Genomic DNA, 21,608 nt, shown 5'->3' with positions numbered 1-21,608 from the left:
AGGGCCGGACGGCGGACGGGGGCGGGGCGGCGGTCCGGTCCCGCCGGAACGGGCCGTTCGCCCGGATGGCGGATGATGTGGCGGGTGCAGAGTGCAGAACGCCCCGGAGCGGGCACCGACAGCGCCGTCGGCCGGTCCGGGCCGGTCCCGACGTCAGGTCCGCCACCCGGCCCGCCCGCGGCCGCGGCCGCCACCCCCGTCGATCTGACCGAGGCCGTCCGGGCCGCGCAGGGCGGGGACGAGGAGGCCTTCCGGCTGCTGTTCCGAACCGTCCAGCCGGGTCTGCTCCGCTACCTGCGGGTGCTGGTCGGCGGCCGGCCCGAGGACACCCAGGACGCCGAGGACATCGCGTCCGAGGCGTGGCTGCAGATCGCCCGGGACCTGGGCTCCTTCACCGGGGACGGCGACGGCTTCCGCGGCTGGGCGGCGACGGTCGCGCGCAACCGGGCGCTGGACCACCTGCGGGCCCGCCGCCGTCGGCCGGTCGCCGACCTGCCCGTCGAGTACCTGGCCGGGCTGGCCGGCGGGGACGACACCGCCGGGGCGGCGCTCGCCTCCGTCGGCACCTCGGACGCGCTGGCGCTGATCTCCCGGCTGCCCCCGGACCAGGCCGAGGCGGTGCTGCTGCGGGTGGTGATGGGACTGGACGCGGAGAGCGCCGCCCAGGTGCTCGGCAAACGCTCGGGCACCGTCCGGATGGCCGCGCACCGCGGGCTGAAGCGGCTCGCCAAGCTGCTGGAGCAGTCCTTCCCGGCGGGCGCGGGCGGACCGGGGATCCCGGCCGCGCGCTCGGGCCGGGACGGTGGTCCGACGGGTGGTTCGACAGGTGGTTCGACCGGCGGTCGGGCCGGGGGGCCGACCGCCGGCGGGGCGGTCCGGAAGGGGCTCGGACGAGCCGGGAAGAAAAATTCTCCGCAGGGTGTGACAGAACGCCGGGCCGCGACGCTGAAGGACATGAGATGAGCACCAACCGACCCCGTCGGATCGACCGTGACACCGCCGAGCAACTGCTCTCCGGTGCCGTGGACGGCCCGTCGGCCGGGCGGGACGCCTCGCTCACCGGCCCGGACGGCAGCACCGGGCACACGGGACCCCTCCCGCCCGACGGCGGGCCGCAAGGGCGGGTCGCCCGGGTGCTCGCCGCCGCCGCGGCGCCGGCGGCGCGGGGCGAACTGGCCGGGGAGGAGGCGGCCCTGGCCGCGTTCCGGGAGGCCCGTCTCGCACCTGCTCCTGCCGTACCCGCCGCACCCGCACCCGTCCGGAGACGTTCGATGGCAACCGCCGCGCTGACGAGGGCCTTCAGTACGAAGGCCGCCGTCGTCGTGCTCGGCGCCACCGCGCTCGGCGGGGTCGCGGTCGCGGCCGGGACGGGCAACCTTCCCTCGGCGCTGGGCGGCAGTTCGGACGAGCCGAAGCGGCGCGTGGTCGCTCCTGTGACGTCCGCTCCGCCGAGCACCGCGGAGAACCGCTCCGGAACACCGTCGGCCGGCGGGTCGTCGGCCCAGCCGTTCACCGCCGGTCCGACCGGTGGAACCTCCGGCGGTCCGTCGGGCGCCCCCTCGGGCGGCCCGGCCACGCCCGGTCCGTCCGCCTCGGCGAGCCGGCCGACGGCGCCGCAGACGACCGCCGCCACACCGGCGGACGGACGCGGTCCGTCGAACCCGGCGGCCCACGCGGCGCTCTGCAAGGCGTTCTCCGACCGGGCGGGAAAGGGCGAACGCCCGCGCACGCTGGTCACCGATCCGCAGTTCGGCGGGCTGGTCGCCGCAGCCGGCGGGACGGACAAGGTGGAGGACTACTGCGCCCGGTTGCTCCGCGAGGCGGGTGGCGACGGCCAGGAGGGCGGTCCGGCACCGTCCCGGTCCGGCGGCAACGGCCAAGGGAGCAACGGCCAAGGGGGCAACGGCCAGGGTTCGAACGGCCAGGGTTCGAACGGCCAGGGCGGCAATGGCCAGGGCGGAAACGACCGGGGCTCGAACGGTCAGGGCGGCAACGGCCAGGCATCGAACGGCCAGGGCGCCAACGGCGGCAGCGCCGGCCGGACGTCGAAGCCCGCCGCCACCGCACTGCCCGCACCGCCCACGGCGGCCGCGTCGGACCTCCCCGGGCAGGCGAGGACCGACCGCGTCGACAAGTCCGACGACACCTCGGACACCACGAGGTGACCCACGATCTCCGGATGGGCGGCGAGCGAATCCCCCCGGGCCCGTCGCCCATCCGGACCGCTCCACCCGCACCACCGCAGTGACCGCACCACCGCAGTAACCGCAGTAACCGCAGGACCCCGAGTGGTCGGCCGGCTTCCCGTGCCGGCCGTCCACCCGGCCGGCCCCGGCCGGACCGGCAGGCGCACCCCGGAAACGCGCCGGCCGGTCCGGACGGACCGGAACCCGCCGGCCCGCCCGCCCGCAGTCAGGGCGGGCCGGCACCCCGCTCGACCAGTCCGAACCGGACCGATCGTGAACCGTCGTCAGGGACGACCCACGAGCCGGCGGTCGGGGATCCGCTGCCCGGTTCCCCGGCCGCCCACCCTCTCCGGCAAGCCGCCGGCGCCCGGCCGCCGGTCGTCGGCGGGGGCTATCGTGCACAGGTGCACGAGGCGGTCCGGGACCCCGGGCAGGGCTTCTGAGGGGAGCGGTTCCAGGTGATCGGACGCGCGCTGAACGGGCGCTACGAACTCGTCGAGATACTCGGTGTCGGCGGCATGGCCACGGTCTGGCGCGGGGTGGACCACGTGCTGGGACGCCAGGTGGCCGTGAAGGTCCTCAACGGGGGCCTCGCCGACGACCCGCGGTTCGCCGAGCGCTTCGGCCGCGAGGCGCAGCACGCCGCGATGCTGGTCCACCCGAGGATCGTCATGGTCTTCGACTCCGGGGTGGACCAGGGCTCGCCGTACATCGTGATGGAGCTGGTGCAGGGCCGCTCGCTGGCCGCGCTGCTGGTCCAGCGGCCGGGCCTGCCGGTCGAGCAGGCGGTCGGGATCGCGGCCGCGGTCTGCGAGGGGCTGGCGCACGCGCACGCGGCGGGCCTGGTGCACCGGGACATCAAACCCGGCAACATCATGATCACCGACGACGGCGGGGTGAAGGTCGTCGACTTCGGTATCGCCCGGGCAGGCTCCTCGCACAACCTCACCCAGACCGCCTCGGTGCTCGGCACCGCCGCGTACCTGTCGCCCGAGCAGGCCACCGCGAGCCCGCTGGACGGCCGTACCGACCTGTACGCGGTCGGCTGCGTGCTGACCGAAATGCTCACCGGTGCGCCGCCGTTCACCGCCGAGACACCGGTGGCGATCGCCTACAAGCACGTCGGCGAGCTGCCGCTGCCGCCCTCCGCCCGGCGTCCCGGCCTGCCGCCCGCGCTCGACGCGGCGGTGCTGCGCCTGCTCGCCAAGCACCCGGCCGACCGCCCGGCGGACGCCGTCGCGGCGCGGGCCGAACTGCTGGCCTGCGTACCGGGGCTGGTGCCCGCCGACCCGACCGGTGAACTGCTCGCCGCCGCCCCGCTGCCGCCCGCCTACCCCACCGCCGGCCTGCCGGACCAGCAGCACACCACCCTCCTGCCGCCCCAGGCGGCGCCGCCCCCCGCCCCCACGTCGGTGATGGCGCCGATCCCGGCGGCCCCGCTGCCGATGCCGGAGCCCGAGCGCGAGAGCCGTCGCAAGCCGATCGTGCTCGGCGCCCTCGGCCTGGCCGGTGTGGCCGGCGCCGCGGTGCTCGCGCTCACCGCCTTCGACGACCCGGCCACCCCCGCCGCCGCGCCGTCCGTCCGCCCCACCGCGACCGCTCCCGCCGCCCCGGCGTCCACGCCCGCCCCGACCCCGACGCCCACCCCGAGCGCCACCACCCAGTCCGCCCGCCCGACACCGACGGCCCCCGCCACCACCCCGGCCCCGCACAACCCGGCCCCGCTGGTCCAGATCAACGCCCTGCGGCAGAGCATCGCGCAGACCCAGGTGGAGAAGGACCGCGGCCGCCAGATCGACCTGCTGCGCACCCTGGACGAGGCCACCGCCCGCCTCAACGAGGGCCGGCCCGACGACGCCGCCGCCACCTTGAAGAGCGCCCAGCGGACGGTGCGCGACCTCGCCAAGAAGCACGCCGTCGACGGCCCGACGTACCAGAACTGGAACTCCCGCCTCTCCTCCCTGATCACCTCCCTCAACGCCGTCGCCGACGAGGAGGACTGAGGAGTACGGAGGAGTGCGGAGGAGTACGGAGGGTCAGGCGCCGAGGAAGCGCTGGAGCTGCTGGAGGACGTAGTTGGCGCCGGTGTAGCCGATGCCCTGGAACCACAGCTGGTCGTCGACCGGGAAGGCGCGGTGCGCCTTGACGGCCTCCAGGGACTGCCAGGCGGGGCTCGCCAGGGTGGCGGTGAGGCCGTTGCGGCCCGGGTCGCCGTAGCCGGCGTAGAGGAGCAGGTCGCCGTCGGCCTTCGCGAGCTGGTCGGGTGGGAGCTCCTGGTCGGCCTGGTCGGTGTTCTGGGCGTCCGGCCGGCCGAGGCCGGCGTCGGTGAGCACGGAGCCCGGGAAGGTCTGCCGGCCGTACTGCCGGATGCCGCCGCCCTCGACGAAGCGGAGCAGGCTCACCTTCCGCCCGCCCGCCCTGGCGTTCGCCAGCGCGGTCACCACCTGGCTGACGTGCCGCTGGTAGGAGGCCGCGAACGCCGCCGCCGCGTCCTGGCGGCTCAGTGCCTGGGCGTGGGTCTGGACGTTGGCCTTCCAGGGCGCGCCGGTGGTCTGGGTGAGGACGGTCGGGGCGATCGCCCGCAGCTCGTCGTAGCGGTCGCCGTCGCGGCTCTGGTTGGACAGGATGAGGTCGGGCCGCAGGGCGCGGACCGCGGCGAGGTCCGGGTCGCCGACGGGGCCGACGTAGGCGGTCCGGTCGAGCCGGGAGGCGGGCCAGTAGTCGGGGAAGGAGCGGTCCGCCGCGGGCCGGGCCGCGCCGACCGGGGTGATGCCGAGGGTGAGCGCGGAGTCCAGTTCGGCGGTGTCCAGGGCGACCACCCGCATCGGCGCGCCGGGCACGGTGACCGGGCCGGTGGCGGTGGCCACGGTGACCTCCGGCAGCGGGGTGGGGGAGGGCGTCCCCGCGGCCGTGGGGCCGGCCGGCGAGGACGCGGCGCGACGGGTGGTGCAGCCGGTGAGCGCGGCGCCGCCGAGCCCGCCGAACGCGGTCAGCAGGGAGCGGCGGGTGAGCGGGGGCATCGGCACCTCGGACGGCGGGGGAACGTGAGCGCAGTCCGTCGATTATGTCCGAATTGGTGTGTAATCGGCGCATAAAACGTCGCTATGCGTCCGTCGTGGCCGCCCACGGCGCGCCCGGCACCACCAGCGGCGTCCCGGTCACCGGATCCGGCACCACCACCGACTCCAGCCCGAACACCTCCCGCACCAGCTCCGCCGTCACCACCTCGGCCGGCGGGCCCTGCGCGACGATCCGCCCCTCCCGCATCGCCACCAGGTGGTCCGCGTACCGGGCCGCCTGGTTGAGGTCGTGCAGCACCGCGACGACGGTCCGCCCGCGCTCCACGTTCAGCCGGCGCACCAGGTCCAGCACCTCCACCTGGTGCGCGATGTCCAGGAAGGTGGTCGGCTCGTCGAGCAGCAGGATGTCGGTGCCCTGGGCGAGCGCCATCGCGATCCAGACCCGCTGCCGCTGACCGCCGGACAGCTCGTCCACACCGCGCTCGGCCAGCTCGGCCGTCGAGGTGCGCTCCAGCGCCTCCGCGACCGCCGTCTCGTCCTCCGCCGACCACTGCTGCCACCAGCTCTGGTGCGGTTGGCGGCCGCGCGCCACCAGGTCGGCCACCGCGATGCCCTCGGGGGCGCTCGGCGACTGCGGCAGCAGCCCGATCCGCCGGGCGATCTGCTTGGTGGGGACGCGCGCCAGCTCCTCGCCGTCCAGCAGCACCGCGCCGCGGACCGGCTTCAGCAGCCGGCCCAGCGCGCGCAGCAGGGTGGACTTGCCGCAGGCGTTCGGCCCGACGATCACCGTGACCCTGCCGTCCGGGATCCGCAGCGAGAGCTTCTCGGCGACGGTGCGGGCCTCGTAGGCGAGGGTCAGGTCCCGAGCCTCCAGCCGGTGGGCGGAGACCCGGTCGGCGGTGTCGAGGGACCCGGCGTCGAGGGACCCGGCATCGACGGGCTCGGTGTCGACGGACTCGGCGTCGGCGGGCATCGGGACCTCCACGACTCAGGCACCTCCACGGCGGGAGCGGATCAGCAGCCACATCAGGTACGGCGCGCCGACCAGCCCGGTCACCACACCGACCGGCAGCTCGGTGGGCGCCAGCAGCCGGCGGGCCAGCAGGTCGGCCAGCACGACGACCAGCGCGCCGGTGAGCGCCGAGCCCAGCAGCGGGATCTGCGCCGAGCGGGCCAGCCGTACGGCGATCTGCGGGGCCATCAGCGCGACGAAGTCCACCGGCCCGGCCGCGCCCGCCGCGCAGGAGGCGAGCACGACGCCGAGCAGCGCCATGCCCAGCCGGATCCGGTTCAGCCGCAGCCCGAGACCGACGGCGGTGGCGTCGTCGAAGGAGATCGAGCGCTGCGCCCGGGCCGCCCACAGCGCGCACGGCACGGCGGCCAGCAGCACCCAGGCGAGCCAGCCGGCCTGGTCGTAGCCGGAGCCGTTCAGGCTGCCGGTCATCCACACCTTGGCGGCCTGCGCCTGGAAGCCGTCGCCCTTGGTGAGGAACACCGAGGTGAGCGAGGAGAGCGCGACCGAGATGCCGATGCCGATCAGCACGAAGCGCTGGGCGTGCAGCCCGCGCCGCCAGGCCAGCAGATAGACCAGCAGGCCCGCCGCCAGCCCTCCCGCGACGGCCGCGAACGGCACCTGGCCGGTGGAGCCGACCACGCCGTAGGCCAGCAGGCCGACCACGGTGGCGGTGGCGCCCCAGGAGACGCCGACCACGTCCGGGCTGGCCAGCGGATTGCGGGCGACGGTCTGGATCAGTGCCCCGGCCAGTCCGAGCGCGGTGCCCACCAGCAGGCCGACCACCACCCGGGGCAGCCGGAACTCGCCGACCACCAGCTCGTGCGGGCTCGGCTGCCCGAACACCACCTTCAGCACCTCGCCGGGCGCCACGGTGGACTCGCCCAGGCAGAGCGAGGCGACGACGGTGGCGGCCAGCGCCACCAGCAGGCCGAGCGCCGCGTAGGCCGAGCGCCGGTGCAGCAGGAAGGAGGCGCCCCGGGCGCGCAGCACGGTGTAGCCGCGCAGCGGGACCGTCGGGGCCGTCGGGGTCGTCACGCCGCCACCACCTTCCGCCGCCGCACCAGGGCGACCAGCACCGGCACACCGACCAGTGCGGTCATCACCCCGGCCGGCACCTCGGAGGGCGGGAACAGCACCCGGCCGAGGGTGTCGGCGAGCAGCAGCAGCGCCGGGCCGAGCACGGCGGAGAGCGCGAGCACCCAGCGGTGGTCGGCGCCGGCCACCGCGCGGGCGGCGTGCGGCACGGCGAGGCCGACGAAGGCGACCGGTCCGGCCGCCGCGACCGCCGAGCCGGTCAGCACGGTGGCGCCGAGCGCGCCGACGGCCCGCACCAGCCCGGTCTTCGCGCCGAGCCCCTTGGCGGTGTCGTCGCCGAGCGCCAGCGCGTCCAGTCCGCGCGCCACCGCGAACACCAGCACCGTGCCGATGGCCAGGAACGGCAGCAGCTGCCAGGCGACGTCCGCGGTGCGGCCGGAGAGCGAGCCGACGTGCCAGAACCGGAACTGGTCCATGGCGGCCGCGTCGGTGGTGAGCACCAGGGTGTTGAGCGAGGCGATGAACGCGGACACCGCCGAGCCGGCCAGCGCCAGCTTAACCGGCGTCGCCCCGCCCCGGCCGCGTCCGGCCAGCCCGTACACCACCACGGTGGCGATCACGGCGCCGGCGAAGCCGAACCAGACGTACCCGGTGAGGGTGGAGATCCCGAACGCGGAGATCGCCAGCACCACGCCGGCCGCCGCGCCCTGGCTGACGCCGAGGATGCCGGGGTCGGCGATCGGGTTGCGGGTGATGCCCTGCATGACGGTGCCGGCCAGGCCGAGCGCCGCGCCGACCGCGAGACCGACGACCGTGCGGGGCACCCGCAGCTCGCGGATCACGACGGCGTTGGTGGAGTCCCCGCCGTGCAGCAGGGCGTCGACGGTGTCGCCGAACGGGATGTTCCGGCTGCCGACTGCCAGGCTCAGCAGTACCGCGGCGGCCAGCACGGCCAGCGCGGCGGCGAGCCACAGGATGCGGCGGCGCAGCAGGCGGGCTCTGCCGGGCGCGGTGGTGTCGGTCATGGCTCTCTCTCGCAGATAGCTCAGGCAAACCTAAGTTCCACGTCGAAGCCGGGGCAAATCGTTCCTTCGGGAAGGCCGAGAAGGCCGAGAAGGCCGGTGAATCGTTTCTTCGGGCCGGCCGGGCCCGTTGGATAGCCTGGCGGCATGCCTGCGACCTCGGACGCCCCGCTCACCGTCGGCTTCGACCTCGACATGACGCTGCTGGACACCCGGCCCGGCATCCGGGCCACCTACCTGGCGCTGTCGGCCGAGACCGGGACCGCCATCGACGCCGACCTGGTGGTGACCCGCCTCGGGCCGCCGCTCCTCGACGAGCTGCGCAACTGGTTCCCGGAGGAGCGGCTGGAGGCGGTCGTGCACCGCTACCGCACCCTGTACCGGGACCACGCCTTCGCGCCGACCCTTCCGCTGCCCGGCGCGCACGCCGCCCTGGACGCGGTCCGCGCGCACGGCGGCCGGGTCGCGGTGGTCACCGGCAAGTACGAGCCGAACGCCCGGCTCCACCTGGAGCACGCGGGCCTGCGGGCGGACGCGGTGGCCGGCGACCTCTGGGCGGAGACCAAGGGCGACGCGCTGCGCGAGTACGGCGCCACCGTCTACGTCGGCGACCACCTCGGCGACATCCGGGGCGCCCGGCGCGCGGACGCCGTCGCGGTGGCGGTGGCCACCGGCCCGTACGGCGCCGAGGAACTGCGGGCGGCGGGCGCGGACGTGGTGCTGCCCGACCTCACCGCCTTCCCGGCCTGGCTGGCCGGGCACCTCGCCGCGGGCGCCCAGGCGTTCGGCCAGGCGTTCGGCTAGGCGCCGGCGCGGGTCCGGCGGCGCTGGGCCCGGGCGGAGAGCAGCAGGCCGGTGAGGGCGAGCAGGAAGCCCAGCGGCATCAGCATGCTCAGCCAGTACGCCGCCGTGGGCAGCGGCGTCAGGTGCAGGAACAGCGGGACGAAGGTGACGAGCGTGGCGAGCGCGCCGAGCCCGAAGACGATCGCTCCGGCCTTGACGTAGACGTCGCCGCGGTCGGCGCTCTGGCTGCTCACGGGGCTTGCTCCTCTGTGGCCGGGACGGCGGGTTCGGCCGCCGTCCCAGTCTCGCAGAGGGCGCCGACGGCCGTGCCCGCGCGGTGCCGCGCGGGGGTGCCGGCGAGCGCTTCGCGGACGAGCGGCCCGGTCACGTTGCGCAGTTTTCCGGGCGCTGGGAGTTTTGATCCCTGCTGGGCAGGGGTATGCAGGCTGTGCCGAGGGGTGCGATCAGTGCGCCCCGTTTCTCTCCGACCGGGGGTGCGTGCCTGTGGACAGCGCCGAGCCGCGCCCCGGCCATGCCGGTCCCGGGTCGCCGTCGGCCGTCGGAGCTCCGTACGGATCTTGTGCGGAACGCGGATGAGACAGTGACGGACCGTTAGTCTGCTCCTTACAGCGTGCTGACCGTGCGCGCCCTGCGGGCGTGTCCCCCCGGGCCGGCCCGCTCTCCCACCACCCAGTGATCCCCGGCCAGGGCCGGGATCCCTCACACCCACATCGAGGACTGTTCGAGATGCCCACCGGCCAGGTCAAGTGGTTCAACGAGACGAAGGGCTTCGGCTTCCTGTCGCGCGACGACGGCGGCGACGTCTTCGTCCACACCAAGGCGCTGCCCGCCGGGATCACGTCGCTGAAGCCGGGCCAGCGGGTCGAGTTCGGCGTGGTCGCCGGACACCGCGGCGACCAGGCGATGCAGGTCCAGCTGCTGGAGGCGCTGCCGTCGGTGGCCGCCGCCCAGCGCAAGAGCCCGGACGACATGGCGGCGCTCGTCCAGGACCTCATCACCATGATGGACGCCGTGCTTCCGGGGCTGCAGCACGGCCGCTACCCGGCCAAGCCGGCCGGGCAGAAGCTCGCCGTGCTGCTGCGCGCGGTGGCCGAGCAGTTCGACGTGTAGGGGCCTTCGCGGCGGGGCTCAGAAGTCCAGCGCACCCGGGCCGAGCGGCGGCACCAGCCCCTCCGCGGCGGCCCGGGTGAGCAGCGCGCGCACGGCCGCGCGCCCCTCCTCGCCGAGGTCCGCGGTGAACTCGTTCACGTACAGGGCGATGTGCTGGTCCGCGACGTCCGGGTCCATCTCCTGGGCGTGCTCCAGCACGTACCGGCGACTGGCCTCTGGGTCGTCCCAGGCCTGCCGGACGGAGCCGCGGATCGCCTCGGTGAGCTCCCGCAGCCGCTCCGCGCCCAGGGAACGCCGGGCGATGATCGCGCCCAGCGGGATCGGCAGGCCGGTCTCCCGCTCCCAGGCCTCGCCCATGTCGGCGAGGCAGCGCAGGCCGTAGTTCCGGTAGGTGAACCGGGCCTCGTGGATGACCAGGCCGGCGTCCACCCGGCCGTCCCGGACGGCGGGCATGATCTCGTGGAACGGCAGCACCACGATCTCGCCCAGGCCGCCGGGCACCGCCCGCGCCGCCCAGAGCCGGAACAGCAGGTAGGCGGTGGACCGCTCGGAGGGGACGGCCACGGTCCTGCCGCTCAGGTCGTCGCCGTTCTCCGGGCGGGTCAGCACCAGCGGTCCGCAGCCGCGGCCGAGCGCGCCGCCGCAGGGCAGCAGGGTGTACGTGTCCAGCACCCACGGCAGGGCGGCGTAGCTGACCTTGAGGACGTCCAGCTCGCCGCGCTCCGCCAGGCCGTTGGTGACGTCGATGTCGGCGAAGGTGACCTCGGGGGCGTCCGCGCCCGGGACCAGGCCGTGCGACCAGGCGTGGAAGACGAAGGTGTCGTTCGGGCAGGGCGAGTACGCGATGCTCAGCCGTTCAGCCACGGCCGGCCTCCTTCACTAGCGCGGGGTGGGGCAGGAGGGCGAAGGCGCGCTCCAGCGCGGCCAGTGCCTCGCCGATCCGCCAGGCGGACCGGTCGCGCGGGCCCACGGCGTTGGAGACGGTCCGCAGTTCGAACGACGGCACGCCGTGCCGGGCGGCGGCCTCGGCGACCCCGAAGCCCTCCATCGCCTCGGCCGCCGCGTCGGGGTGGCGGGCGGTCAGGGCGGCGGCGCGAGCGGCGCTGCCGGTCACCGTCGAGACGGTGAGCACCGTTGCGGCGACCGCGCCCAGGGCCTCGGCGGCCAGGGCCACGGCGGTCGGCGCCGGGGTGTGCCGGACGGTTCCGAAGCCCAGCTCGGTGACGTCGGCGAAGCCCTCGGGGGTCTCGGCGCCCAGATCGGCGGCGACGATCCCGGTGGCGACCACGGTCGCGCCGATCGGCGCCCGGGGGGCGAAGCCGCCGGCGATCCCGGCCGAGAGCGCCAGGTCGTACCGGGCGGCGGTGAGCGCGGTGGCGGCGGCGGCCGCCGCGGCGCCCGGGCCGACCCCGCCGGCCAGCACGTCCACCGTCACGCCCGAGGGGTGCGCGACCCGGTCCAGCGCGCCCCCCGGCAGCGCCACCCGCCCCGGGGGCGTCCGCGGACCGGCGCCCAGGCCGCGCAGCACGGCATCGGCCTCGGCCGGCACCGCGACGACGACGAGCAGCCGGGCCCGCGCGGGGTCCGACTGCTCGTCGGGGAGTCGTACCGTCACCGGACGACCGTCAGCTGTCCTGGGTGTTCAGCTGGAAGTACCACACCGCGTAGATCGAGTCCGGCGCCTTCGGGTCGGTCTCGACCACGGTGACCAGGGTCTTGCCGGAGGCGTTGAGCGCCTTGCTGGCCGGAACCGAGCCGGAGAAGGTGGCGTTGCGCGCCGCCGAGGCCAGGATGAACCGGCCGCCCTGGCCCTGCTGGCCGCCGTTGGTGTTGGCCCACCAGCCGCGGTCCGCCACGTCCGGGCTGACGCCGACGCCGATCCGGTCGCCGACGGTCACGTCGGACGAGGGGAGGGTGCCGTCCTCCAGGGCCTTGCCGGCCTTGTCCTGGCACTCCTCCTGCTGCTGCTCGGTCAGCGGCTTGCCCTCGTTGAAGCAGAACGGGTCGTGGACCTGCGAGGAGTTGCCCACCACCAGGGTGGCCCGGTGGTCGCTGATCTCGTGCTGGTTCGACGCGTAGGCGATGGACCCGCCGACCGTGCCGGCGGCGATGACGACGACGGCGCCGAGGCCGGCGAGTGCGCGGGTGCTGAGGCTCATGCGTCAGAGGCTACCGGGCTTTCGCGATCACGCTACGCGGGGGTCGGCAACGTGTTGCCCGTTGCGGGCAGGACGCCCTAGGCGACCCGGGGCGCGGCCGCGCGGTGGCGCACCCCCACCCGCAGCAGGGAGTGGAGCGTCCAGAGCAGCACCGCGCCGAGCACGGCGGCGGCCACCGACAGGCCCAGCGTGCCGTTCAGCGGCAGCAGGATGCCGACCGCGCCGCCCGCCACCCAGGACAGCTGGAGCGCCGTCTCCGAGCGGGCGAAGGCGGAGGTGCGCACCGACTCGGGGACGTCCCGCTGGATCAGCGCGTCCAGCGACAGCTTGCCCAGCGAGGCCGCCAGCCCGGCCGTCCCGGCGACCGCCACCACCGTCACCGTGCCGTACCAGAGCGCGGCGGCGGCCGTCGCGCATCCGGCCAGCAGCAGCATCGCGGTGACCGTCAGCTCCGGGCCGCGCGGGCGCAGCCAGGAGCCGAGCACCGAGCCGAGCGCGTTGCCGGTCCCGGCGGCCAGCGCCACCAGGCCGAGCGCGAGGGTCGGCCGCAGGCCGCCGACCGGCTCGTCGCGGAGCAGGAACGCCAGGAACAGCACCAGGAAGCCGACCAGCCAGCGCATCGCCGCCATCGCGCGCAGCGCCAGGATCACCGACGGGCCGACGGTGCGCAGCGAGGCCCTGGGCCGCTGCCCGGCGGGCGCCGGCCCGGCGGACTCGGCGGCGCCGCGGCCGTGCAGCACACCGTGGTGGCCCGGCGGGTGCTCCTCGGCGTGCAGCACGGCGCGCTGCTCGCCCTTGGCGGAGTCCACCTCGTGCGGCAGGTGGAAGGCCATCAGGGTGCCCGCCACGAACACCAGGAAGGCGCCGCGCAGCGGCCAGCCCGGCCCGATGAGGTGGAGCAGTCCGCCGACGCCGGCCGCGACCATGGTGGCCAGCAGTCCGGCCAGGGTGACCCGGGAGTTCGCCTTCACCAGGGAGAGCCGGCTGGGCAGCAGCCGGGGCACCACGACGCTGCGGACCACCCCGTAGGCCTTGGAGGCGACCAGCACGCCGAGTGCCTCCGGGTAGAGCGCGAGCCCGCCGCCGGCCACCACGCCGGCCATCGTCCAGGCGAGCACCGCGCGGGCCAGCATCGAGACCGCCATCGCGGCCCGGCGGCCGTGCGGCAGGCGGTCCAGCAGCGGGCCGATCACCGGGGCCAGCAGGGCGAACGGCGCCATGGTGACCAGCAGGTAGAGCGACACCCGGCCGCGGGCCTCGCCGGTGGGCACCGAGAAGAAGATCGTGGAGGCCAGCGCCACGGTGATCAGCATGTCGCCGAAGGCGTTCAGCGCGTGCAGCTCGATGAGCTTGGCCAGGCCCGATTCGCCGGCGCCCTCGGCGGCGGTGGCCCGGCGGATCCGGCGGCCGGTGCCGTGCACCACCTTGCCGGTGCGGGAGCCGGCCGCGGAGGCGGTGCGGACCAGGAAGTGCCGGCGCGGCTCGTCCTCCTCCCCGTCGAGCCGTGCGGCGTCCTCGGGGTCCTCGGCGGTTTCATCGGTTTCGGCCGCGTCGATCGTTCCGAGCGTTTCCGGGGCCTCGCCGACGGGCAATGACGAGGGGCCCAGCGACCGCGGTTCGTCCGCGGCGTGGACCGGAGGCTGCTGTCGCGGCACGGCGTTCGCCTCGTCGGGGCTGCCGGTCTGCGAGGCGTGCAGTGCATGCTGCGACGGGTTCTCGTCCGCCACAAGCCCATCCTGCCCCAGAATCGGGACGACAACGCGGGATTCCGCTCCGCGCCGCGCGGCCGACGTCCGGCGTTCCCGTTCGGGACGTCCCGGAGCCACTCCGGACGCCCCGGACTGTGCCGGGTGGCCGACCGACGGGTAGCCTGCCCAGGGTCCGCCCGACGCCCCGCCCGACGCCGGCGGACCTGACGAGCGGCGCGGCCGGTATCCGCGGCGGCCCGTGGTCGCGCAGAATGGACGAGGGAACCCGAGCCGCGACGGAACAGGCAACTCGCCGTGGGCGACAGAAGAACTGGGAGAGAATCGACGCCGTGAGTGCTGCGATGCGAAGCCGTACCCCTGATCGGCTCTGTGCCGAGGCCGTCGAACTCGCCCGCCAGGCCGCCGAGGACGCTGTCGGCGCCGAGACAGTCGGAGCGCACCTGGGTGTCCAGGCCGAGGCCGACCGTGTGGTGACGCACACCTTCGAGTGCCTGGACGCGGCCTACCGCGGCTGGCACTGGGCCGTCACCGTGGCCCGCGCCCCGCGCGCGAAGAACGTGACGCTGGACGAGGTCGTGCTGCTGCCCGGCGCCGACGCGATCCTCGCCCCGCAGTGGGTGCCGTGGAGCGAGCGACTGCGCCCGGGCGACATGGGCCCCGGGGACCTGCTCCCCACCGACGCCGACGACGCGCGTCTGGAGCCGGGCTGGACCGGCGAGGACGAGCCCGCGCCGAACTCCGCGGTGGCCCAGGCCGCGCAGGAGGACGTGCTGGTCTCGGACCCGGACATCCAGCCGGCGCCGGTGCGCGCCCAGATCGGCGCCGTCGCCGACGAGCTGGGCCTGGGCCGCAGCCGGGTGCTCTCCCGGCTCGGCATGCACCTGGCCGCCGACCGCTGGGAGAAGGCGCACGGCCCGCAGACGCCGATGGCGCAGTCCGCCCCGGCCTCCTGCGTCAGCTGCGGCTTCCTGATTCCGATCGGCGGCACGCTCGGCCAGGCCTTCGGCATCTGCGGCAACGAGTTCGGCCCGGCCGACGGCCAGATCGTCTCCTTCGCGTACGGCTGCGGCGGGCACTCCGAGGCGGCCGTCATCCCGGCGCCGCCGGCGCCCGCCGAGCTGATCCTGGACGAGCTGGTGGTCGAGCCGCTGCCGCTGCACCCGGACCGGCTCTCCGGCTCGGTGGAGCCGGACGCGCCCACCGAGGAGCTTGGACACTCCTGAGCCCTGGCGTCGCCCGGCGGCCCGTCCCACCTGGTGGGGCGGGCCGCCGTCGTCCCCGTCCGCGTCCCCGCCCGCGTCCCCGTCCGCGTTTCCGCCCGCCCGGGGCGTGCCGCCGCCGGGGGCGTGTCCGGGGCAGTCCTTCCGGCAAGGAAGAATGCCCCTCGTAGGGCACAACAGGGCGGCGGAAGGCGGCAGGTCCAGTGGAACCTCGGATCATCGGCAGCGGCACGGACGAGCACCACGCGGACCCCTTCGGCAGCGCCGAACTGCGCCGTCGGGTGCTGGACGCCTGGGCCGCCTCCCCGGCCCGGTTCCGGGAGGACGCCAACGCCGAGGAGGAGCTCGCCCTCGGCGGCTACCGCGACCGGCTGGTGGTCGAGCTGGCGCAGAACGCCGCCGACGCCGCCGTGCGCGCCGGGCACGGCCCGGGCCGGCTGCGGCTCACCCTGGCGGACGGCGTGCTGGCCGCCGCGAACACCGGCGCGCCGCTGGACGCCGCCGCCGTGGAGTCGCTGTCCACCCTGCGCGCCTCCTCCAAGCGCGGCGAGCGCGACACCACGGTCGGCCGGTTCGGCGTCGGCTTCGCCGCCGTCCTCGCGGTCACCGACGAGCCCGCCGTGCTCGGCTCGGCCGGCGGGGTGCGCTGGTCGCTCGGGGAGGCCCGGGCCCTGGCCGAGGGCCAGTCCGGGCTCGCCGAGGAGCTGCGCCGCCGGGACGGCCACGTCCCGCTGCTGCGCCTGCCGTTCGCCGCCGAGGGCCCGGCGCCGGAGGGGTACGACACGGTGGTGGTGCTGCCGCTGCGCGACGCCGCCGCCGAGGACCTCACCCGCCGGCTGCTGGCCGGCATCGACGACGCGCTGCTGCTCACCCTGCCCGGCCTCGCCGAGGTGGTGGTGGAGACCGCCGACGGCACCCGCACGCTGACCCGCTCGGCCGCCGAGCCGCAGCTCGACGGGATCACCGAGGTGACGGTCACCGACGACGCGGGCGCAGGGCTGCGGCGCACCGTCTGGCAGACCGCCAGCGCGGCCGGCGCGCTCGCCGCCGACCTGCTCGCGGACCGGCCCACCGAGGAGCGCGCCCGCCCCCACTGGACGGTGACCTGGGCGGTGCCGGTCTCCGACGAGGGCGCCCCGCAGCGGCCCGCGATCGCCCCGGTGCTGCACGCGCCCACCCCCAGCGACGAGCCGCTCGGCCTGCCCGCGCTGCTGATCGCCTCCTACCCGCTGGACTCCACCCGCCGGCACGTCGCCCCCGGCCCGCTCGCCGACTTCCTGACCGAGCGCGCCGCCGACGCCTACGCCGACCTGCTGCGCGCCCGCGGCGGCGACCTCGGCTCGCTCGGCCTGGTGCCCGGCCCGCTCGGCCAGGGCGCGCTGGACAACGCGCTGCGCGCCGCCGTGCTCTCCCGGCTGCCCGGCACGCCGTTCCTGCCGCACCCGGCGCCGGTCGAGGAGGGCACGCCCGCGCTGCGGCCCCGGGACGCCACGCTGCTGGAGGGCGCGGACGGCTCGGTGGTCGAGGCGCTGGCGCCGATCTTCCCCGGCCTGCTGCCGGCCGGCCTGGAACGCCGCAGCGAGCTGCGGGTGCTGAACGTGCGCCGGGTCCCGCTCGCCGAGGTGGTCGACCAGCTGGGCGGCCTGGACCGGGAGCCGGCCTGGTGGCGCAACCTGTACGCGGCGCTCGGCGGCGCCGACCCGGAGGCGCTCGGCGCGCTGCCGGTGCCGCTCGCCGACGGGCGGACGGTGACCGGCCCGCGCCGCGTCCTGCTGCCCTCCGACGACGCCGACTGGGCCGCCTTCCCCGGCTACCCCGAGTCGCTGGCCGGCGCGCTCGCCGTGCTCGACCTGCGGCTCGCCCACCCGGAGGCCGCCCACCCGCTGCTGGCCAGGCTCGGCGCCGGCGCGGCCACCCCGGCCGGGGTGCTGGACACGCCCGAGGTGCGGGCCGCCGTCGCCCGCTCCTACGAGCTGGCCGAGGACGACCCGGACGCCGCCGCCGACCTCGCCGAGGCGGTGCTGGCGCTCGTCAAGGCGGCCGCCCCGGCGCCCGGGGAGCACCCCTGGCTGGCCCGGCTGGCCCTGCTCGACGACGAGGGCGAGCCCGCCCGCGCCGGTGAACTGCTGCTCCCGGACAGCCCGCTCGCCGCGCTGGCGCGCGAGGACGACGCCGCCTGGGTGGACGACGACCTGCTGGAGCGCTGGGGACCGGAGGTGCTTTCCGCCGCCGGCGTCCCGGCCGAGTTCGTGCTGGTCCGCGCCGAGGACGTCGTCCTGGACCCGGACGACCTGGACCGGCTCGACCCCACCGCGCCCGCCGACCGGGCGGCCGGCGGCCACCCCACCGGGCTGATCGACGAGGCGCCGGACGGCCTGGCGGACTGGGCCGAGGACGCCCTGGAGGCGCTGCACGCCGACGACGGGGACACCGTGGGCGTCCCGCCGGTCGCCGCCGAGCTGCTCGCGGTCCGCGACCTGGACCTGGTGGACGACGACGCCTGGCCGCAGGCGCTGGCCGCGCTGGCCCGCCCGCCGTACCGGGACGCGGTCGTCACCCCCGTCCGCACGCTGCTGCCCGACGGCACGTACGCCGACCTGCCGCCGTACACCGCCTGGTGGCTGCGCGACCACCCGGTGCTGGACGGCCGCGAGCCCGCCGGACTGCGCGCGGCCGGCGCCGACCCGCTGCTGCGCGGCCTGTACGACGAGGCCCGCACCACCCTGGACGAGCAGTTCCTGCACGCGCTGGGGGTGCGCACCACGCTGGCCGCGCTGCTCGCCGAGCCGCACGGGCCGGACGAGGTGCTGGACCGGCTCACCGACCCGGCCGCCGAGGTCGGGCACCGCCAGCTGCACGGCATCCACAGCGCGCTGGCGCGGGTCGGGGCGGAGCGGATCGAGCCGCTGGACGTGGTGCGGGCGGTGCCGCCGCTGGACCGCGCCACCGGCCGCCGCCCCGACCGCACCGTCGTGGTGGACGCCGCCGAGGCGGTCGTCGCGGACGCCCCCGACCTGGTGGAGCTGCTGCACGACCACCCGCTGCTGCCGGTCGCCCCGGCGCTGGCCGCCGACCTCGCCGAGCGGCTGCAGGTCTCGCTGGCCAGCGAGGTGGCCGGTGGGCGGGTGCTCTCCCAGGGCGCCCTGCACCGGGTGCCGGCCGTGGTGCGGGAGCTGCTGCCCGGCTGCCCGGTCGCGTACGAGGAGCACGAGGAGCTGCTGGTGGTCGGCCCGGACGGCGAGGAGGCCGCCGTGGACTGGCGCTGGGACGCCGAGGCCGGCACGCCGGAGGCGCCGTACGACCCGGAGTCGGCCGAGGAGGCGGACGAGGACGACGAGTTCGAGGTGCCGCCCGTGCCCGGGCTGCTGCACGCGGCCACGCCGGAGGGGCTGGCCGCCGGGCTGGCCTGGTCGGTCGGGCAGTGGCACCGCCGGTTCGAGGTGCTGGCCGCGCTCAGCGAGCCGGACCGCGCCTACGAGCTGTCCGCCGCCCGGGACTTCGAGGGCTGAGCGCCGGGACTCCGGCGGCCGACGTCCGCCCCCCGGCCGACCTCCGCCCCCGGCTTCCGTGCGTCACGAACGGGAGCCGGGGCGGCCGCGGGCGAGCAGCCGCAGGTAGATCGCCAGGGTGGTCACCACCCAGGTGGCGGTCAGCACGGCGGCCACCGCCTTGGTCAGCAGCGGTCCGGGGTGGATCCCGGCCAGCGCGCCGACCCCCGCCATCGCCAGGGCCAGCAGCCCGGCGGCCAGCACCCCGCCCAGGAAGGCCGTGAAGGCCTCCACCTCACCGTCCCTGCGCGCCATCGCGGCCACCCCCCGTCGCCCGGTCCCGGGGTCAATCATCGGTCCGGCGGCGCATGATCCGCCAGACCACCTCCAGCAGCACGCCGGCGGTCACCGCGATGCCGACGCCGACCCACGGGTCCCGGGTGCCGGTCAGCGAGAGCTGGAAGAAGTCGGAGAGCCAGGGGACGGTCAGCACCAGGGCGAACGCCCCGCCCATCGTCGCGATCAGCAGCAGCCGCCACCAGTTGTACGGGCGGGCCACGATCGCCAGCACCCAGAGCGCGACCAGGAAGAGCGTCAGGGTGGCCACGCTGGTGTCCGAGGTGAGGTCGGTCGCGTGGTTGGCCCGGGCCAGCGCGTACGCGGTGAAGGTGGCCGTCCCCGCGATGACGCCGCCCGGGATCGCCATCCGCAGCACCCGGCGCACGAAGCCGGTGCGGGCGCGCTCGTTGTTGGGCGCGAGCGCCAGGAAGAAGGCCGGCACGCCGATCGTCAGGGTGGACAGCACGGTGGAGTGCCGGGGCAGGAACGGGTACGGGGAGTGGGTGAAGATCACCAGCAGCGCCAGCAGCACCGAGTAGACCGTCTTGACCAGGAACAGCCCGGCCACCCGCTCGATGTTGCCGATCACCCGGCGGCCCTCGGCGACCACCGAGGGCATCACCGCGAAGGAGTTGTTCAGCAGCACGATCTGGGCGACCGCCTTGGTGGCGTCGCTGCCGCTGCCCATCGCCACGCCGATGTCCGCGTCCTTGAGCGCCAGGACGTCGTTGACGCCGTCGCCGGTCATCGCCACGGTGCGCCCGCGCGACTGCAGCGCGCCGACCAGCTGGCGCTTCTGCTGCGGGGTGACCCGGCCGAAGACGGTGGTCTGCTCGGCGGTGTCGGCGAAGGCCTGCGGCTCGGCGGGCAGGGTGCGGGCGTCCACGGGGTGGTCGGCGCCGGGCAGCCCGAGGTGGGCGGCGACCGCGCCGACCGAGACGGCCGCGTCGCCCGAGATCACCTTCGCCTCGACCCGCTGGCCCTCGAAGTAGCGCAGGGTCTCGGCGGCGTCCTCGCGCAGCCGCTGCTGGAGCACCACCAGGGCGAGCGGGCGCAGCCCGGCGGCCGGGTCCGGGGCGTCCAGCGGGACGGGCGTGCGGCCCAGCAGCAGCACCCGCAGGCCCTGGCCGCCCAGCTCGTCCACCTCGGCCAGCGCCGGGTGGCCGGCCGGCAGCAGCACGTCGGGGGCGCCGAGCAGCCAGCTCGCCTCGTCGCCGCGCGGCTCCAGCAGCTGCACGCCGCTCCACTTGCGGGCGGAGGAGAACGGCATCGCCTCGATCACCCGCCAGCCGTCGCGCCGCTCGCCGCTGCCGTCGCCGTAGGCGTCGATGACGGCCTGCATCGACGGGTTGGGGCGGGCGTCGGCGCCGGCCATCACGCCGAGCGCCTGCCGGACGGTCTCCTTGCGGTCGCCGTCGCCGTCGCCGTCGCCGTCGTCGGCGTCCGGCCCGCCGCCCTCGTCGGCGCCGATGATCCGCAGGTCGACGACGTCCATGCCGCCCTCGGTGAGGGTGCCGGTCTTGTCCAGGCAGACGGTGTCCACCCGGGCCAGCCCCTCGATCGCGGGCAGCTCCTGCACCAGGCACTGCTTGCGGCCCAGCCGGACCACGCCGATGGCGAAGGCCACCGAGGTCAGCAGCACCAGGCCCTCGGGCACCATCGGCACGATCCCGGCGATCATCCGGCGGACCGCCTCGCGCCAGTTCCGGCCCTCCACCGCCAGCTGGCTGATGATCAGACCGATCGCGGTCGGCACCAGCAGCCAGGTGATGAACCGCAGGATGCTGTCGATGCCGGTGCGCAGCTCCGACTTCACCAGGGTGAACCGGCTCGCCTCCTCGGCCAGTTGCGCCGCGTACGCCGCCCGGCCGACCTTGGTGGCGGTGAACGCGCCCGCGCCGGCCACCACGAAGCTGCCGGACATCACCGGGTCGCCGGGGTGCTTGAGCACCGGGTCCGGCTCGCCGGTGAGCAGCGACTCGTCGATCTCCAGGCCGTCCGCCTCGGTGACCTCGCCGTCGACGATCACCTTGTCGCCGATGCCGAGCAGCACGGTGTCGTCCAGCACGATCTCGCCGACGCCGACCTGCCGGGCGGCGCCGTCCCGGCGCACCTGGGGCCGGGCCTCGCCGATCAGCGCGAGGCTGTCCAGGGTCTTCTTGGCGCGCAGCTCCTGGATGATGCCGATCGCCGTGTTGGCGACGATGACCAGGCCGAACAGGCCGTCCTGGATCGGGCCGACGACCAGGATGATCGCGAACATCACGCCGATGATCGCGTTGAACCGGGTGAAGACGTTGGCCCGGACGATCTCCCGGGTGGAGCGGCTGGAGCGGACCGGGACGTCGTTGACCTCGCCGCGGGCGACCCGTTCGGCCACCTCGGCGGCGGTCAGTCCGCCGCGCCGCCCGGGCAGCAGGCCGAGCGGGTGGGCGCCGTCCGGCTGGTCACCGGTGGGCTGTTCCTCGGCTGGCTGCGCGGGCTGCGTCATGGCACCGACT

At 76.0% G+C, this 21,608-nt stretch carries 19 protein-coding genes; 7 read left to right on the top strand and 12 right to left on the bottom strand.

Annotation, left to right across the window (positions count from 1 at the left end):
* Positions 1–84 precede the first annotated feature (84 nt).
* The 3 genes from ACFCLZ_RS17500 (at position 85) to ACFCLZ_RS17490 (ending at position 4,189) form a co-directional block, all read left to right on the top strand.
* A complete protein-coding gene (locus tag ACFCLZ_RS17500; protein WP_380285832.1) occupies positions 85–963 on the top strand; it encodes an RNA polymerase sigma factor in 879 nt (292 codons plus the stop codon).
* Entirely contained in the window at positions 960–2,165 is a 1,206-nt protein-coding gene (locus ACFCLZ_RS17495) for a hypothetical protein (protein ID WP_380285831.1), read from the top strand. Before ACFCLZ_RS17500 ends, ACFCLZ_RS17495 begins: the two co-directional genes overlap by 4 nt.
* 479 nt (positions 2,166–2,644) lie before the next feature.
* Positions 2,645–4,189, top strand: coding sequence for a protein kinase (locus ACFCLZ_RS17490; protein ID WP_380285830.1), 1,545 nt, complete (start codon positions 2,645–2,647; stop codon positions 4,187–4,189).
* 33 nt (positions 4,190–4,222) lie between these two features.
* On the opposite strand, the gene ACFCLZ_RS17485 is transcribed toward ACFCLZ_RS17490, so the two are convergent.
* From ACFCLZ_RS17485 to ACFCLZ_RS17470, 4 genes are all read right to left on the bottom strand, one after another.
* A complete protein-coding gene (locus tag ACFCLZ_RS17485; RefSeq protein WP_380285829.1) occupies positions 4,223–5,206 on the bottom strand; it encodes an ABC transporter substrate-binding protein in 984 nt (327 codons plus the stop codon).
* 82 nt (positions 5,207–5,288) lie between these two features.
* On the bottom strand, positions 5,289–6,191 hold the full coding sequence (locus tag ACFCLZ_RS17480) for an ABC transporter ATP-binding protein (RefSeq protein ID WP_380285828.1): 903 nt from the start codon (positions 6,189–6,191) through the stop codon (positions 5,289–5,291).
* A gap of 3 nt (positions 6,192–6,194) precedes the next feature.
* Entirely contained in the window at positions 6,195–7,256 is a 1,062-nt protein-coding gene (locus ACFCLZ_RS17475; RefSeq protein ID WP_380285827.1) for a FecCD family ABC transporter permease, read from the bottom strand.
* Positions 7,253–8,281 carry a FecCD family ABC transporter permease gene (locus tag ACFCLZ_RS17470; RefSeq protein WP_380285826.1) on the bottom strand — a complete coding sequence of 343 codons (1,029 nt, stop codon included), beginning with the start codon at positions 8,279–8,281 and terminating at the stop codon, positions 7,253–7,255. Before ACFCLZ_RS17470 ends, ACFCLZ_RS17475 begins: the two co-directional genes overlap by 4 nt.
* Positions 8,282–8,425: 144 nt before the next feature.
* Between ACFCLZ_RS17470 and ACFCLZ_RS17465 the strand changes: the two genes are divergently transcribed.
* Positions 8,426–9,082, top strand: a complete 657-nt coding sequence (locus ACFCLZ_RS17465; RefSeq protein ID WP_380285825.1) for an HAD family hydrolase — start codon at positions 8,426–8,428, stop codon at positions 9,080–9,082.
* Here ACFCLZ_RS17465 and ACFCLZ_RS17460 read toward each other — a convergent pair.
* A complete protein-coding gene (locus ACFCLZ_RS17460) occupies positions 9,079–9,315 on the bottom strand; it encodes a hypothetical protein (protein ID WP_380285824.1) in 237 nt (78 codons plus the stop codon). The genes ACFCLZ_RS17465 and ACFCLZ_RS17460 overlap by 4 nt on opposite strands.
* Positions 9,312–9,449: a hypothetical protein gene (locus tag ACFCLZ_RS17455; RefSeq protein ID WP_380285823.1), complete on the bottom strand. Its 138-nt coding sequence runs from the start codon at positions 9,447–9,449 to the stop codon at positions 9,312–9,314. Before ACFCLZ_RS17455 ends, ACFCLZ_RS17460 begins: the two co-directional genes overlap by 4 nt.
* Positions 9,450–9,808: 359 nt before the next feature.
* Between ACFCLZ_RS17455 and ACFCLZ_RS17450 the strand changes: the two genes are divergently transcribed.
* Positions 9,809–10,192 (top strand): cold-shock protein, encoded by a 384-nt coding sequence (locus ACFCLZ_RS17450; RefSeq protein WP_030393600.1) that lies wholly within the window; start codon positions 9,809–9,811, stop codon positions 10,190–10,192.
* A gap of 18 nt (positions 10,193–10,210) precedes the next feature.
* Here the strand turns inward: ACFCLZ_RS17450 and ACFCLZ_RS17445 are convergent, their stop codons facing one another.
* The 4 genes from ACFCLZ_RS17445 to ACFCLZ_RS17430 form a co-directional block, all read right to left on the bottom strand.
* Positions 10,211–11,056 carry a 1,4-dihydroxy-6-naphthoate synthase gene (locus ACFCLZ_RS17445; protein WP_380285822.1) on the bottom strand — a complete coding sequence of 282 codons (846 nt, stop codon included), beginning with the start codon at positions 11,054–11,056 and terminating at the stop codon, positions 10,211–10,213.
* Complete coding sequence (locus ACFCLZ_RS17440) at positions 11,049–11,807, bottom strand: futalosine hydrolase (RefSeq protein WP_380285821.1); 759 nt, start codon at positions 11,805–11,807, stop codon at positions 11,049–11,051. Before ACFCLZ_RS17440 ends, ACFCLZ_RS17445 begins: the two co-directional genes overlap by 8 nt.
* Positions 11,808–11,817: 10 nt before the next feature.
* Entirely contained in the window at positions 11,818–12,351 is a 534-nt protein-coding gene (locus ACFCLZ_RS17435) for a hypothetical protein (protein WP_380285820.1), read from the bottom strand.
* Between the two features lie 77 nt (positions 12,352–12,428).
* On the bottom strand, positions 12,429–13,751 hold the full coding sequence (locus ACFCLZ_RS17430; RefSeq protein ID WP_380286200.1) for an MFS transporter: 1,323 nt from the start codon (positions 13,749–13,751) through the stop codon (positions 12,429–12,431).
* 650 nt (positions 13,752–14,401) lie between these two features.
* Here ACFCLZ_RS17430 and ACFCLZ_RS17425 point away from each other — a divergent pair.
* Both ACFCLZ_RS17425 and ACFCLZ_RS17420 read left to right on the top strand, forming a co-directional pair.
* Entirely contained in the window at positions 14,402–15,283 is an 882-nt protein-coding gene (locus ACFCLZ_RS17425) for a DUF3027 domain-containing protein (RefSeq protein WP_380285819.1), read from the top strand.
* A 200-nt stretch (positions 15,284–15,483) separates the two neighbouring features.
* A complete protein-coding gene (locus tag ACFCLZ_RS17420) occupies positions 15,484–18,789 on the top strand; it encodes a sacsin N-terminal ATP-binding-like domain-containing protein (RefSeq protein WP_380285818.1) in 3,306 nt (1,101 codons plus the stop codon).
* A 63-nt stretch (positions 18,790–18,852) separates the two neighbouring features.
* Here the strand turns inward: ACFCLZ_RS17420 and ACFCLZ_RS17415 are convergent, their stop codons facing one another.
* Positions 18,853–19,083, bottom strand: coding sequence for a hypothetical protein (locus tag ACFCLZ_RS17415; RefSeq protein ID WP_380285817.1), 231 nt, complete (start codon positions 19,081–19,083; stop codon positions 18,853–18,855).
* Positions 19,084–19,114: 31 nt separating this feature from the next.
* Positions 19,115–21,598, bottom strand: coding sequence for an HAD-IC family P-type ATPase (locus tag ACFCLZ_RS17410; RefSeq protein ID WP_380285816.1), 2,484 nt, complete (start codon positions 21,596–21,598; stop codon positions 19,115–19,117).
* Positions 21,599–21,608: the final 10 nt, after the last annotated feature.

It is taken from the genome of Kitasatospora purpeofusca (assembly GCF_042691725.1).
GTDB classification, from domain to species: domain Bacteria; phylum Actinomycetota; class Actinomycetes; order Streptomycetales; family Streptomycetaceae; genus Kitasatospora; species Kitasatospora purpeofusca_B.
The sequence above is the reverse complement of the archived record's forward strand: the minus strand, read 5'-3'. Positions and strand labels throughout refer to the sequence as shown.